This is a genomic window from Paenibacillus luteus (assembly GCF_006542765.1).
GTDB classification, from domain to species: domain Bacteria; phylum Bacillota; class Bacilli; order Paenibacillales; family Paenibacillaceae; genus Pristimantibacillus; species Pristimantibacillus luteus.
Window position 1 is genome coordinate 323,466 of the sequence record NZ_SKCD01000066.1, and the last position, 13,466, is coordinate 336,931.

Annotated in this window: 17 protein-coding genes, 1 pseudogene and 1 riboswitch; of the genes and pseudogenes, 11 read left to right on the top strand and 7 right to left on the bottom strand. The window is 48.4% G+C overall.

The window, feature by feature from the left end:
- The first annotated feature begins 37 nt into the window (after nucleotides 1-37).
- Nucleotides 38-150: riboswitch (TPP riboswitch) on the top strand.
- Between the two features lie 260 nt (nucleotides 151-410).
- The 6 genes from E0496_RS31795 to E0496_RS35775 all read left to right on the top strand — a co-directional run bounded on the left by E0496_RS31795 (nucleotide 411) and on the right by E0496_RS35775 (nucleotide 5,165).
- The gene (locus E0496_RS31795) at nucleotides 411-1,457 is read left to right on the top strand and encodes an ABC transporter substrate-binding protein (RefSeq protein ID WP_241675054.1); all 1,047 of its coding nucleotides are present in this window, start codon (nucleotides 411-413) and stop codon (nucleotides 1,455-1,457) included.
- 79 nt (nucleotides 1,458-1,536) lie between these two features.
- Nucleotides 1,537-1,839, top strand: a complete 303-nt coding sequence (locus E0496_RS31800; protein ID WP_139998222.1) for a thiamine-binding protein — start codon at nucleotides 1,537-1,539, stop codon at nucleotides 1,837-1,839.
- Nucleotides 1,829-2,605: an ABC transporter permease gene (locus E0496_RS31805; RefSeq protein ID WP_141505953.1), complete on the top strand. Its 777-nt coding sequence runs from the start codon at nucleotides 1,829-1,831 to the stop codon at nucleotides 2,603-2,605. The genes E0496_RS31800 and E0496_RS31805 overlap by 11 nt, the downstream gene beginning before the upstream one ends.
- 3 nt (nucleotides 2,606-2,608) lie before the next feature.
- Nucleotides 2,609-3,406: an ABC transporter ATP-binding protein gene (locus E0496_RS31810; protein WP_175598141.1), complete on the top strand. Its 798-nt coding sequence runs from the start codon at nucleotides 2,609-2,611 to the stop codon at nucleotides 3,404-3,406.
- Nucleotides 3,406-4,278, top strand: coding sequence for a TatD family hydrolase (locus tag E0496_RS31815; RefSeq protein WP_338325889.1), 873 nt, complete (start codon nucleotides 3,406-3,408; stop codon nucleotides 4,276-4,278). Before E0496_RS31810 ends, E0496_RS31815 begins: the two co-directional genes overlap by 1 nt.
- A gap of 107 nt (nucleotides 4,279-4,385) precedes the next feature.
- Entirely contained in the window at nucleotides 4,386-5,165 is a 780-nt protein-coding gene (locus E0496_RS35775) for a glucosaminidase domain-containing protein (RefSeq protein WP_161601653.1), read from the top strand.
- A gap of 11 nt (nucleotides 5,166-5,176) precedes the next feature.
- Here the strand turns inward: E0496_RS35775 and E0496_RS31825 are convergent, their stop codons facing one another.
- A complete protein-coding gene (locus tag E0496_RS31825) occupies nucleotides 5,177-5,749 on the bottom strand; it encodes a nucleotidyltransferase family protein (protein ID WP_141505954.1) in 573 nt (190 codons plus the stop codon).
- Nucleotides 5,750-5,860: 111 nt separating this feature from the next.
- Nucleotides 5,861-6,019, bottom strand: a complete 159-nt coding sequence (locus E0496_RS35960; RefSeq protein WP_175598142.1) for a hypothetical protein — start codon at nucleotides 6,017-6,019, stop codon at nucleotides 5,861-5,863.
- A 589-nt stretch (nucleotides 6,020-6,608) separates the two neighbouring features.
- Here E0496_RS35960 and E0496_RS31830 point away from each other — a divergent pair.
- Both E0496_RS31830 and E0496_RS36760 read left to right on the top strand, forming a co-directional pair.
- Entirely contained in the window at nucleotides 6,609-7,082 is a 474-nt protein-coding gene (locus E0496_RS31830) for a CBS domain-containing protein (RefSeq protein ID WP_141505955.1), read from the top strand.
- Nucleotides 7,083-7,253: 171 nt separating this feature from the next.
- Nucleotides 7,254-7,592: a WGxxGxxG family protein gene (locus E0496_RS36760; protein WP_141505956.1), complete on the top strand. Its 339-nt coding sequence runs from the start codon at nucleotides 7,254-7,256 to the stop codon at nucleotides 7,590-7,592.
- A gap of 468 nt (nucleotides 7,593-8,060) precedes the next feature.
- On the opposite strand, the gene E0496_RS31840 is transcribed toward E0496_RS36760, so the two are convergent.
- Nucleotides 8,061-8,879 (bottom strand): MBL fold metallo-hydrolase, encoded by an 819-nt coding sequence (locus E0496_RS31840; protein ID WP_141505987.1) that lies wholly within the window; start codon nucleotides 8,877-8,879, stop codon nucleotides 8,061-8,063.
- Between the two features lie 210 nt (nucleotides 8,880-9,089).
- Here E0496_RS31840 and E0496_RS31845 point away from each other — a divergent pair, with 210 nt between their 5' ends.
- The gene (locus E0496_RS31845) at nucleotides 9,090-10,613 is read left to right on the top strand and encodes an FAD-dependent oxidoreductase (protein ID WP_141505957.1); all 1,524 of its coding nucleotides are present in this window, start codon (nucleotides 9,090-9,092) and stop codon (nucleotides 10,611-10,613) included.
- Between the two features lie 56 nt (nucleotides 10,614-10,669).
- The gene (locus E0496_RS31850) at nucleotides 10,670-11,884 is read left to right on the top strand and encodes an MFS transporter (RefSeq protein ID WP_241675055.1); all 1,215 of its coding nucleotides are present in this window, start codon (nucleotides 10,670-10,672) and stop codon (nucleotides 11,882-11,884) included.
- Nucleotides 11,885-11,957: 73 nt separating this feature from the next.
- Here E0496_RS31850 and E0496_RS36765 read toward each other — a convergent pair whose 3' ends face one another.
- The 4 genes and pseudogenes from E0496_RS36765 to E0496_RS31865 form a co-directional block, all read right to left on the bottom strand.
- Nucleotides 11,958-12,191 (bottom strand): excalibur calcium-binding domain-containing protein, encoded by a 234-nt coding sequence (locus E0496_RS36765; protein ID WP_421924800.1) that lies wholly within the window; start codon nucleotides 12,189-12,191, stop codon nucleotides 11,958-11,960.
- Nucleotides 12,180-12,602, bottom strand: a pseudogene (locus tag E0496_RS36770) (NucA/NucB deoxyribonuclease domain-containing protein); the annotation flags it as partial. The gene E0496_RS36765 and the pseudogene E0496_RS36770, both read right to left, overlap by 12 nt.
- Before the next feature lie 144 nt (nucleotides 12,603-12,746).
- Nucleotides 12,747-12,857, bottom strand: coding sequence for a sporulation protein YjcZ (locus tag E0496_RS31860; RefSeq protein WP_139998244.1), 111 nt, complete (start codon nucleotides 12,855-12,857; stop codon nucleotides 12,747-12,749).
- A 66-nt stretch (nucleotides 12,858-12,923) separates the two neighbouring features.
- On the bottom strand, nucleotides 12,924-13,046 hold the full coding sequence (locus E0496_RS31865) for a sporulation protein YjcZ (RefSeq protein ID WP_139998246.1): 123 nt from the start codon (nucleotides 13,044-13,046) through the stop codon (nucleotides 12,924-12,926).
- A gap of 201 nt (nucleotides 13,047-13,247) precedes the next feature.
- Between E0496_RS31865 and E0496_RS31870 the strand changes: the two genes are divergently transcribed.
- Nucleotides 13,248-13,466: helix-turn-helix domain-containing protein (locus E0496_RS31870; protein ID WP_141505959.1), on the top strand; the 219-nt coding region annotated here is incomplete at its 3' end.

The following is a 13,466-nucleotide window of genomic DNA, read 5'->3' on the forward strand; positions in this document are numbered from 1 at the left end:
TGCGGTTTGTTATAGTATTAAATAGATTGACGAAACCGAATATGTTCTGGGGAGCTGGTTTGGCCGGCTGAGAGGGAATTAGCGATACAATTCCGACCCGTTAAACCTGATCTGGATAATGCCAGCGTAGGGACAGAAGCTCTTGTTTAAGGAAGGCTTGAAGGTTAGATTCAAGCGTTGCCTGAACAATCAGCTGCGCAGCCGATGATATGGCGTCCTCCGGATTGGGAGGGCGCTTTTTTTTGATGTCCAGCATGGATAAGCATTCGTTGAGCAGAGAATGACTCACTCAGGAAATGCGGCTGCCCTGTGACATTGAACAGCTGGGCCGTTATCGCTTGGCCAACCGGACCGGAATGAGGCTTCGTCGCTTGTACAAATAGAGGGAATGAGAGGGGAACAAACACATCATGAATCAGAGGAAAGCCAGACAAGGCTCGTGGAAAATGATTGCGGCTATGCTAGTGTTCGTTATGGCACTTTCAGGCTGTGGCGCGGAAAACAATAAACCGGCTGAAAGCGAGAAGCCGCAGGGGCAAGAAGGTACAGCGGACAAGCCGCTTGAGAAAGTGCAGGTGGTGCTCGACTGGACGCCAAATACGAACCATACCGGACTTTATGTCGCTAGAGATAAAGGTTTCTTCAAGGAGCAGGGCCTCGATGTTGAAATCATTCAGCCAGGACAAAGCGGCGCTGATCAAATGGTCGCCTCTGGCAAAGTGCAATTCGGCGTAAGTTACCAGGAATCCGTTACGATGGCAAGGATTGAAGGCGTTCCGCTTGTATCAATCGCAGCGGTAATCCAGCATAACACCTCTGGCTTTGCTTCGCCGCTTGCGAAGGGGATCGATTCTCCAGAGAAGTTCGAAGGCAAAACATATGGCGGCTGGGGTGCTCCAGTAGAAGAGGCAGTCATTCAATCGCTTATGCAAGAGAAAGGCGCGGACGTCAGTAAGGTCAACCTGATCAGCATTGGCGATAGTGACTTTTTTACGGCGGTGAAGCGTGATATTGATTTTGCTTGGATTTATTACGCTTGGACCGGTGTGGAGGCGGAGCTGCGCGGAGAGAAGATCAACATGGTCTATTTGACTGACTACAGTGACAAGCTGGATTATTATACGCCGGTTCTGACGACCAACGAATCTCTGATCAAGGATAAGCCGGACTTAGTCAAAGCGTTCACAGCGGCAGCAGCGAAGGGTTATGAGTATGCGATCGAAAATCCGGAGGATGCGGCTGAGATTCTGATCGGGGCAGAGCCGGATTTGAATGCAGACCTTGTACGCGCCAGTCAAAAGTGGCTTAGCCCGAAATATCAGGATGATGCAGCCCGGTGGGGCGAGCAAAAGCTTAGCGTTTGGGAAAATTATGCGAGCTGGATGTATGAGCACAAGCTGCTGGAGAAGGAGCTTGAGTCGGAAAAAGCGTTTACGAACGAGTTTTTACCCGAATAGGGCATAGGTTACCGACGATAATAGGGATGAGGCGGCGTGATCCGCATCGGTTGACAACGAAGAGAAAGAAGGTATGGAAATGGCAAACGCATTAGTAAGCATACAAATCTTGCCGACCACGCCCGGCGGCGAGAGCGTCCTCCCTTATGTGGATAAGGCGATAGACATCATCAAAGCAGCAGGAGTGCCGTATCGCGTTGCTCCGCTGGAAACGACAATGGAGGGCGAGCTTAGCCATCTGCTAGGCGTTGTTCAGTCGATGAGCGAGGCCATGGCGGAAATGGGCTGTCCGTCCGTTATTTCGCAAGTGAAAATATACTACAATCCGGCAAAGGGAGCTTCTATGGGCAGGCTGCTGGAGAAATATCCAGATGGACAATAAGCGGAAAAGCTTTTGGTCAAAGCTCTGGCCTCCAGCGCTTCTGTTAATGATTCTGCTAGGGTGCTGGCAGGGCGCATTCGAGCTTGGCATTCTTAAGGAATGGATGGTACCATCGCCGGTCATGATCGTAGAAGAGGCTATTCGCATTTGGCCAAGGCTTATGGAGCATACAGAAGCAACGGTGCAGCTAACGCTGCTCGGTTTTGCTGGGGGAACGGCGGTGGGCTTCGTGCTCGCCGCTTTGCTGCATTTAATTCCCGGTGTCCGTACTGCCGTCTATCCGCTGCTAGTCTTATCGCAAAATGTGCCCGTCATCGCCATTGCACCGATTTTGACGATGCTGCTGGGTTGGGGACTGCTGCCCAAAGTCCTGCTTGTCATGATGGTTTGTTTCTTCCCCATAACAGTAGCTATGCTCGGCGGCTTGATGAATACGGATCAACAGCTCCGCAATTATTTGCAAATGATCGGCATCCGCAAGTGGAAGCTATTCTGGAAGCTGGAGCTTCCGCATGCTATTGTCCATTTATTCTCCGGCCTCAAAATTGCAGCTTCATATAGCGTACTAAGTGCGGTTGTGGCAGAATGGCTTGGCACCAATAAGGGGCTTGGGGCGTTTATGCTCATTTCGTCCAAAGGGTTTAAGCCGGATCGCGTATTTGCGGCTGTCTTTATTATAGTCGTTCTCAGCTTGACGTTATTTGGGCTTATTGCTCTGGCAGAACGCCTTGTTATCCGTTGGCGTCCTGAGAAAGAGGGGAGGTAGCGAATGCAAAGCAGGAACGAAAATCAAGCGATGACGCTTCAGGTAAATAATATCCGAAAACAGTTCGGCAAAGGGGACAAGAGCAAATCGGTGCTCGGAGGATTAACCTTTTCCGTAGCGGATGGAGAGTTCGTATCCATTATCGGTCCGTCAGGCAGCGGAAAAACGACGCTCTTTCAAGTTATCGGCGGGTTGGAGCGGCCATCGGAAGGCGAAATCTGGATTGACGGAAAGAAGGCGAATGGCGAGCGCGGCCATATTTCATATATGCCACAGCAGTCGTCGCTATTGCCATGGCAAACCGTTGCAGGGAATATCGAGCTGGCTTTGACGATATCGGGGGTCAACGGCAAAATTGCCAAAGAGCAGACGAGTGAATGGCTGAACCGCATTGGCCTGACAGAATATGCGAAGGCCTTCCCGCATGTTCTCTCTGGCGGCATGCAGCAGCGGATTTCATTTTTGCGCGCACTGCTTGCGCCCCAGCGTCTGATGCTGCTGGATGAGCCGTTTGGCGCTTTGGATGCTCTTACGCGCGTGCAAATGCAGCAATGGCTTATGTCCATCTGGGAGCAAAACCGCAGGTCTGTCTTGCTTGTGACGCACAGCATCGAGGAGGCCCTGTATTTATCCGATCGGGTCATTGTGCTTTCAGCTTCGCCAGCGACTGTGCTGGAGGAGTTTCATATTCCATTTGAGCGTCCGCGGAAGGAAGAAATCTGGTCCGATTCGAGGTTTATTATGCTGAAGCAGCGTATTTATGAGCTGTTGAGGTTTGGCACAGAAGGAGGGCGAGAATGATGAGGGGCAAATCGGATGAGCAAAATGGGATGAAGATGAAAGCAGGAATAGCACCTCATTCTCAAGCTTGCATCGATTCCCATGTGCACGTTGATTTATATGATGAGCAGGAACGAGACAAGTTGCTGGAGAACGCCTTCAGCGAGGGGGTGGCGGCTGTGGTGGCAGTCTCGATGCATTTGCAATCGGCAGTCTTGAACAGGGAGATCGCTGGGCGTTATCCGGGAAAGGTCTATCCTGCTTACGGCTTTCATCCAGAGCAGCCGATTCCATCCGAAGAGGAAATAATGAGGCTGTTTGATTGGATTCGTGAGCGTTATGAAGCAGGAGAGCAGTTTGCGATCGGTGAGGTCGGTCTGCCTTATTATACGCGAACAGAAGCGGAAGAGGCTAAGGAAAGCCAAGACGGGCACCTCTTCGATGAACGGCCTTATTTGGCGCTGCTTGAGCGTTTCGCCGCACTTGCCGCAGAGCTGGACCTACCGATTATCTTGCATGCGGTATACGAGGATGCTGCTAAAGCATGCGATATTCTAGAGAAATATAACGTGCGCAAAGCCCATTTTCATTGGTTTAAAGGAAGTGCGGAGGTCGTTCGTCGAATGGCGGCGCGCGGTTATATGGTTTCGGTTACGCCGGACGTAGCCTACGAGGAGGAGATCCGGCATCTGGTTATGCAATATCCCCTTGAACAGCTCATGGTGGAAACGGACGGTCCCTGGCCATTTGAAGGCCCATATGCCGGACAGCCTACACGGCCTGCGATGGCTGCCGATGCCGCTAAGCATATCGCGCAGATAAAAAAGCTGCCGGAATCTAAGGTAGCTGAACAATTGCTTGCCAATACACGTCGTTTTTATGGCATAGAGTAGCTTTATTCCTGCCGCTTTGCCCATGGCGCTTGTACCTTTTGCTGCATACACAAATAAGGACAGGTAAGATTACAGGCCTTAACAAGCGGCAGAAGGGAGCCATGCGAATGGCACAAATGACAAGGGATCAATTTATTGCGATATTGGTACCGACGGTTATACGGATAAGGCAAGAAGGTTCACCCATGTTTCCATCCGTTCGGCTAGCGCAAAACGTGCTTGAAACCGGAGGGGTTATTCACTCTTGGTACAACTTGGGCGGAATCAAGGTAGGCAGCGGGCAAACGAATGCCTATTGGCACGGAGAAGCGGTCGTGAAAGGCACCTGGGAGGTTGTGGACGGGCGAAACACGACTACGCGTGCTGCATTTCGGGCTTATAAAAGTGTTTATCATTTTTATAAGGACCTTGATCTGCTTCTCGCGACACCGCGTTACGAGCGCGTACGCAAAGCAGCAACGCCAGAGGTGCAAGCCAATATGTTATTCGCATGCGGCTATGCGACGGACCCGGCTTATCCGGCGAAGCTAAAGGCGATTATCAATCAATACAATTTGAAGCGATATGACGCCGCAGGCAATAAATTTGTGCCAAAGCCGGAGAAGCTGAAGGATGCAGAGAGGATCGCCGTTTTGTCTGACGGTGAATTTTTGTCTGACGGCTATTTGCTAAATGGAGTGACCTGGGTTCCTGCAAGGCTGGTTGGCGAAGCGTTAGGTGCAAAAATAGATTGGACTGGAACAAAGGTCACTGTAAACGGAAAAGAGCTTGAATCGATGTTGTCAGAAGCGACAGGTTATGTTCCCATCCGTGCGCTTTCCACGGAGCTTGGGCAAGCGGCAACCTGGGATGCGGCTGCCCGCGTCATCTTGCTTGCGCCGCTATAACTGGCCGCCATTCAAGCTTGATCGAACACTTGAATAAGTGGCCAGCGCTGCTTCCAATTTTTCCTTGCGATTCGTTGTTCATAATACGATAGCCTTTCAGCGGACTGGGCAAAAAACGGCGTAGGCCTGACCTTCATTTGAATGGCATCCGCAATGCCGCAAGGGGCTGCCAGTCGCACATGATAGTCATCATCTAGCGTAAGGCCTAGCGCAGTAGCAGTCTCTGGAAACTTGGACATGGCGTCCGTAGAGGAGAGATAGGGCGGCGCTTGATCGACAAGATGCATCCTTGCTTCATTTTTGACAGACCAGGGGATATGAGGCTGGAGATCGCGCAAGCGCGCCTCCAGTCTCTTTTCCACGTCTTCCTCTATATTGCTTTTATCGAAATAGATCACATCCACATCGGGCGTAGCTGTCCTTTCGTGAAAGCCATGCAGTTCGTCCCATATTTTGGAGCGGATAAAGCCGGCACATACCCACCAATCGGGCAAATGCAATGTACTTACCGTTCTTAAAATTTCCATCATCCACTCGTCCTTCTGAACAAGTGCGATGATGTCATTCTCCGTGCGCAAATTCATGGGGATGCCTCCTAAGGGGAAATGATAAAAATGATTTGGCCAAAAGAAACCGGCTTTCAGACCCTCGCGTGTCTGAAAGCCGGTTTCCTTGTGTGGCAACAAATATGCTGCTTATTTGCCTTTCCGGGAAGCGGCCCAGAAGGCGAGTATAATAAGTGGGATAAGAATGTACCAGGGAATGGTAATCGTGCCCCCAACGATAAGGGCCAGTGCCATAACTAGAATAACGCCAATAATAATGTACAAACAGCCTCTGCCGAATGTTTCCAACGCCAATCGCCTCCTAAAGCTTCGGCTTTGCGGAGCAAAACCCTTTCCGTAAGCAGCTACTTCTTGAGAGTATATTCGTATATAACGTTTTTAGAGGCGATCGGGTTCCAAATAGTTGCAGCAACTAGCTCGAGATGATCTGTAGAACTTGCGAAGGTAACGGAGGACGGACAAAAAAATGGCCCACATCGCTGTGGGCCGGTGTCCTAGATCTATATATCAACAGTGGGGTTGATGTCTCTTATTATAAAAAATGAACCTTAACTCAACATTAAAAATCTTTGTCGGTTTATTGAAGAACAACCGCTCCAAATATTGGGCTAAGGAGCGATCACAAGCTGATCTCAAGCCCCACCAATAGCTGCGCGATTAGCATAAAGCACGTTACCGTTGTTCAAATCGGCGCAAACGTACATATTATTCGCGACGGATCTCAGCGCAATAATTCCATTCCCTAAATCCTGCCGGGAAAGTGCTCATTTTTACGAATAAGTATTCAAATTATGTAAGTTTTCTCTTGGGAGAGGGAGCTGAATAGGGATAACTGTACAATTTTACATGGGGGTAATGTTCCGAGCGACTCTAGTTAATGAAAAGGGATTATGCTGATGAAGCAACAAAAGAAAAGGATGGTGATGGAGTCATGAACGCATTGGAAACCAAGGAAACGATTGTTCAGGAGTTAGCTGCAAGAGTAGTACCTGTTCCACTCATGACCAATAAGCAGACTTGTTATGAAGCGTTGCGAGCCTTTCAAAGCAATCCGGAAGTATCATGTATCATCGTGTGTGATAAACAAGGTCAGCCTATAGGGTTGCTGAGAAGGGATTTATTTTTTCTAAAGCTGAATGGCTTTGGTGGCTTGGATACTTGGCAAAAGGAATCCATTGCGAAGCTCATGAATAAATCGCCTATCGTTGCCGATCTTGAATCCACAATGGATCTATTAATTGCGGCGTTAGCGATTGGAACTGGCCTACACGGGAAAGGTGCGGATTATGTGATAGCGATTAAAGGCAACGGTATAATGGGCGTTCTGGCGGCCAGCCACCTTCTTAACTAACAGATGCGTTCACATTTAGCTAAACAGAATAGAGGTCATTTAACTGTCCGCTAGGGGGACGGTTTTTTTGTTTTTAAAAATCGTTTGAATGTTCGATATCTACTGCATAGTTTTTTTATGGTTAACAAATAATACAAGTGTTTAAAAAAAATCTGGCAAGGGGACGAGTAAATGAAGAAAATTTCGCTTATTTTCTGTATGATTGCTTGCATGGCATTTGTATTTGCTGCACCCGCTTTCGGAGATAATTCAAGAACAGGCACGATGGAGTCGAATTACAACACAAGAAGCATGGGGAATACAGTACCCGATACAGGCATGCGCTCAGGGATCGAAAGAGGGATAGACAATACTACCCGCGTCCTTGATGCAGACCGCACCACGAATATGACCGCTAATAACTACAGAGCGACTGCGACGAATGATCGCGCCTTTAATTGGAGCTGGCTCGGATTGCTGGGGCTGCTTGGCTTAATCGGGTTAAGAAGCCGCGATCGCGAGCGTACGTAATTCCCTTTTTATGAGCTATAAAAGCTAAAACGGAAAATTGCGATGGAATTTAGTGGTACAAAATAGAAGAGCTGAACAGAAATTCGATTCTGTTCGGCTCTTTCTATTTGTGAATGAGTACGAATGAACGGGTACATCCATTCAAAAAAAATAACAGTGCTAACGGTTAACAGCTCGGAACTGGAACTTATCGTCATGAAACATTCCGTTTTTGAAGAAATTCAGGTTGGAGCTAGAGGAAGTATAACGTACAGGGGAGTTTTCTTTCGTAAGTTCAGGGCTGATACTGTGCGATAAGTATGGTTATGGTTGTTAACTAAGACATATGAAAATATCACAAGCATGATCGCTTTAAGCGCAGCGGGCCGAACAGGTTGGAATTGGGCACACGCTGCGCAGCAAGTAAACCAATCTTTAGGCTCCGCGCCACTCCTTTAATTGCCACGCAGTGACAGCTTCAAATTACACTCAATGCAGCTTCTGATCCACAAACCGCCCATGCTCTGGTACCGCAATCTCACTGAATTTATCTGTTAGCAGCTTTAAATTGCTTTTTAGCATCTCGCCGAACATCGGTTCGCCATGGCCGGTAATCGCCAAATAGGGTTGGAGATCAGCCAGCTTCTGCACCGACTTCTCCGCTGCCTGCCAATCGGTTGTAAAGTATTTGGGAGGGCCGCTTATTTCCTGTTCCTGCATCATGACTTTATATAGCGATTCCTGCTTCACGGTGACGAAGGCGTCGCCCGCAATTAAAGTGCCATCCTCTTGGCGGAACAACGAAATATGGCCGGGGGTATGGCCTGGCGTAAGGATGTATTTCCAGTTGGGAAGCCCAGGTACATTTCCGCCCGGAGGAAGGGCTTGAACGCGATCATCCAGATTTATGCCATCATGGGGAAAGAACGCCGACATTTCAGCGATGAGCCCGCCATGAACGGACGGGTCGGCAGGCGGGTAATCCGCTTTGCCTGTCAAATAGGGTAGCTCCCGCTTGTGTGCATACACCGGAGCGTTCCAATGCTCAATTAATTCAATGATGGCTCCGACATGGTCAAAATGCCCATGTGTCAAAATAATAGCCGTCGGCGCACGGCCAAATCGCTCTTCCGCCGCTTGAATAATTTTTTTGGCGGATCTTGGCATACCTGCATCTACAAGAACCCAGCCATCCTCTGGTTTATGGGGGTCGCCGATAAAACAAACATTAACAATCTGAATGGGAAAACAAAAAATATCGGGTCGATACGCAAGCCCCTCGCCGCTGGCAAAAGTCGTGATCGGCATAAATGTATGTTCAAATGAACCTTCCAAGCGTCCAGCGCCTCCCTCAATGACTTCATTTTCCTATATAAAATGTCCAACTATGTTTCGCTTATACGGACCCGCATGCTAGTAACCGCAATTTGCACGCAGGCATCGATTCTATTGCATAAAGAATGAAATGCTAACCATTCGTACAAATTAAGTTACATGATTTACTGAAGGAGAAGAGCGATGACTAACACAATCCCAAAGTTTCCGGAATCCTATTGGACCGAATCAGCAAACGTAAATGAATATCCCGTACTTGAGGAAAGCATTGCAACGGACGTTACCGTTGTGGGAGGCGGTATATCGGGTATTACTACGGCTTATCTACTCGCACAGGCAGGACTAAAGGTCGTTTTGTTGGAAGCGGGCAAGCTTCTTCATGGTACAACCGGGCATACGACAGCGAAAATCACGGCCCAGCATGATCTGATTTATGACGAGTTGTTGAATAAGCAAGGAAGCGAGAAGGCTAAACTGTATTACCAAGCCAACCAAGAGGCGTTACAGTTCATCAAGCAAACGATTGAGCAACACCAGATTGAATGCGGCTTTTCCATACAGGATGCGTATATTTATACCAACTCGGATGAATACATAAGCAAATTGGACAAGGAAATGGCGGCTTATGAGAAGCTTGGAATAAATGCAAGTTATGTTGATCGTATCCCGCTTCAGTTAGCTTCTAAAGCGGCAATTATTATGCATAAACAGGCACAGTTTCATCCGCTGCAATACTTATCGGCTTTGGCTGTCAAGTTTGTAGAGGCTGGTGGGTTCATCTACGAGCAGACAACGGCGATTGATGTTGAGGAGGGGCCTCTTCCTGAAGTGATAACGAGCAAAGGGTATCGGATCAAATGCAAGCATGTCGTCTCCTGCACGCATTTTCCTTTTTATGATGGACACGGGTTTTATTTTGCAAGAATGCATGCGGACCGCTCCTATGTGCTTGGTGTTCACGTAGATGAGGCCATTCCGGAGGGGATGTATCTAAGCGCTGAAGAGCCAAAACGCTCAATCCGGTATGTAGAAACGGCGGAATCCGCCAAGCTGCTCCTGATTGGTGGGCAAAGCCATAAGACAGGGCAAGGAGTATGTACGATCAATCATTACGAGGAACTCAAAAAATATGCGGCAAAGCAGTTTCAAGTCAAGGAAATTGCTTATCGCTGGTCCGCGCAGGATTTGGTTACCGGGGATAAAATACCTTATATCGGCCGGATAACCTCATCATCCATGAATGTATATATCGCTACGGGCTATCACAAATGGGGAATGACGAACGGGACGGCAGCCGCGCTGCTTATTAGGGATCTAATTACGGAAAAAGAGAATGCCTATGAGCCGTTGTTTTCCCCGTCACGCTCGATGTCACTCGGAACGGTCGCCAAGCTTGTCATGGACAATGCGGATGTCGCGAAGCACCTGGTTGCAGGCAAGATCGAGATGGTGCACAAACGGCTTGAAGATTTGGCGGCGGATGAAGGAAGCGTCGTGAGGCTCCATGGCAAAAGAGCAGGGGCTTACAAGGACGTGAATGGAAACCTGTTCCTTGTGGACACGACCTGTACCCATATGGGCTGCGAAGTGGAATGGAACAATGGGGACCGAACCTGGGATTGCCCGTGTCATGGCTCCCGATTTGCATTTAACGGGGATGTGGTTGAAGGTCCGGCAGAAGAGCCTTTGAAAGTGCTGGATTTTTGATCGGCGCTAAAGATGAAATCAAGTTACTCGCTTAAACTCAAGAAAGGAGTGCAACAGTGGAAAAAAAGTGGGATTTAGCAGCTTTGGCATCTATTCCTTTGATCATGACACTAGCTAATTCAATGCTGATCCCGGTGCTTCCGTTAATGCAGAAGAAGTTGAATATTTCCTCCGTTCAGTCAAGCCTGATTATTACGGTCTATGCGGCAGTTTCCATCTTGTGTATTCCCATCGCCGGTTATTTGTCGGATCGTTACGGAAGAAAAATAATCATTATTATAGGGCTATCCATTGCTGCTATCGGAGGACTAGTCTCGGGTCTGGCTGCCTGGCTAATGGATAACCATGTCTATGTGACCATATTAATTGGCCGTTTCATTCAAGGCGTAGGCGCGGCAGGCGCGTTTCCCATTGTACTGCCTCTGGTCGGAGATATGTTTGACAGCGAAGAGGAAGTAAGCAGCGGGCTTGGCATGATTGAAACCTCGAATACGTTCGGGAAAGTGCTTAGTCCGGTCGCAGGATCAGCTCTTGCGTTGGTGATCTGGTTCCTTCCGCTGGCCGTCATACCGCTAATCTCTTTGATTTCCATTTTAGGGGTCATATTTCTCGTCAAGGCACCCAAGCAAAAAAAGAAGCAAGACAATAGTCTGAAGAGTTTCTTTCAATCCATCAAATCCATTCTGGCCGAGAAAGGGCACTGGCTGTATGTAACGTTCGCAATCGGCGGAATAGGCATGTTTATTATGTTTGGATTTTTGTATTACTTGTCTTCGGTTCTGGAGGAATATTATCATATTGACGGAATATGGAAAGGACTGCTCCTAGCGATTCCGTTAAGCGCGATATGTTTGTTCTCATTCATTACAGGGAAAATCGTTGGCGAAAATAAGGCGAAAATGAAATGGTTTATCGTAATCGGTACCGCGGTGTTAGCGGTGATGATGTTCATTTGCGGCGTCATGAATACGAAAGGTCTGTTCTTTTTGCTTTCGTTTATGTTCATCAGCGGTGCAGGTATTGGGCTTGCACTACCCAGTCTGGACGCGTTGATTACAGAAGGCATAGAGAAGAAGCAAAGAGGGACGATTACCTCACTTTATAGCAGTACTCGCTTTATTGGGGTGGCGGCAGGTCCACCCATTGCGTCGCTGCTTATCAAAAATGAGACTTTTTTGTTTTTTCTGTTTGCGGGATGTGGTTTGCTTTGCGCGCTGCTGGCCCTGTTCGCCATTAAGCCAAACAAAGAACCGGCAGCTTCCAAATCATGAAGCCAAACGGCCCCTATGCTCTTGTTTATCGAGCATAGGGGCCGTTTGGCTTGCTGCCTGTTGAAAGTGTCGATCAGGAGCTGCACGCAATGCCGTCACCGTCGCGGTCGAGCTTTTGGCTATAGCCGGGATCACCCTTGTACAGCGGAGCGGCTCCAGCCTCGCGAACGGCTGTGCAATTCGCATAGTATATCGTCGCTTCTGTCGATGCTTGTGCTTTTGTCGGCGCTTCTGTGACAGCAGGCTTGGGGGAAGCTGCTGAGTTTACATTCGAATTGGCTACAATGGCAGAATCAATGACGAACAAGACACGAGTGCCGTTCTTCAAGTCGGTGAGCTGGTTGCCGATCCATGAACCGGCACCTCGATTATCCTTCGGCGTAACATATGCGATATCGGCGCCATCGCCGCCTTCTTTGCACATGGCCATCGGCCATTCATCACGGTCGAAACCTTTCTTGGTCGGAACGCCTTGCAAAGAAGCGCTTCGGTTAGCTTCCGCTCCGTCTCGGTCAATCGTGCATACAGCGGAAGCGCCGGACTTGATTGCTTCGGCAATATGCGCCATGGTTTCGGGATAGCGGTCTGTTGGCAAAATAATTTTCGTGTCATAAGCGCTTGCTGCAGTGGAGTCGCTTGATTCGAATTGGACCGATAAAGCTCCGCAGCCTGAGAGGAGGATAGCAAGTGTAAGTAAAGCGGTTAATAAGGCTTTCATTATGTATCTCCATTTCCGTTCTTTTGAAGCTATCATACTATAGGATTGGAACTAACAAAAAGAAAAAAATGGAAAGCTGGGGCACAAAACCCGTGCGTTGGGTCTTGTGCGCCAGTATTTATAAATGTTTTGTTTGGATGTTTATTAGTAACGGCCGCCAAAAATCCCGCAGCTACAAGCGATAATAACTAACAGAATGAAGAGGACCAGAATGGTACCCGTGTTATGGAAAGCACCGCCAACATGACCGGACATATTCATTGCACCTCCTTCGTTTTGAAGTACTCTGCAGATTATGCATCACGTGTTTAAGCTTTTATTTTAGTAGCCTCCACCGTAGCCTCCGCCAAAAATTCCGCAGCTGCAAGCGATAATCACCAATAGAATGAAAAGGACCAGAATGATACCAGTATTAGAAAAAGCACCACCAACGTGTCCGGACATTGTTCATGACACCTCCTTACGTCTTGTGTACATTGTAGATTATGATGGGGTAGGGCTTTTTGACTGGGTGATTGTTCCGGTATCTAATGGTACCCGTCATTCGCCTAACGTGGTAGGAACCAAAAGGTGTTGTTCTTCTGTGATAATGTCATCCCATAACTGTTCTGAGATAATGTCACTATGGGACAGGAGACAATTACATTGACCAGAGAAGAACTGAAGAAGATCCGCGTCGTGCAGAAAATAGTGGATGGGCATATGACAAACAGCGAGGGAGCTTTGACGCTAGGGAATTCCGTTAGGCAAATCATTCGGCTAAAGAACAAATATAAGGCAGAAGGAGAACAAGGCATTGCCCACAAAAATCGCGGAAGGACGCCGGTACACGCATTAAGTGATGACATGAAAGATCGAGCAGCC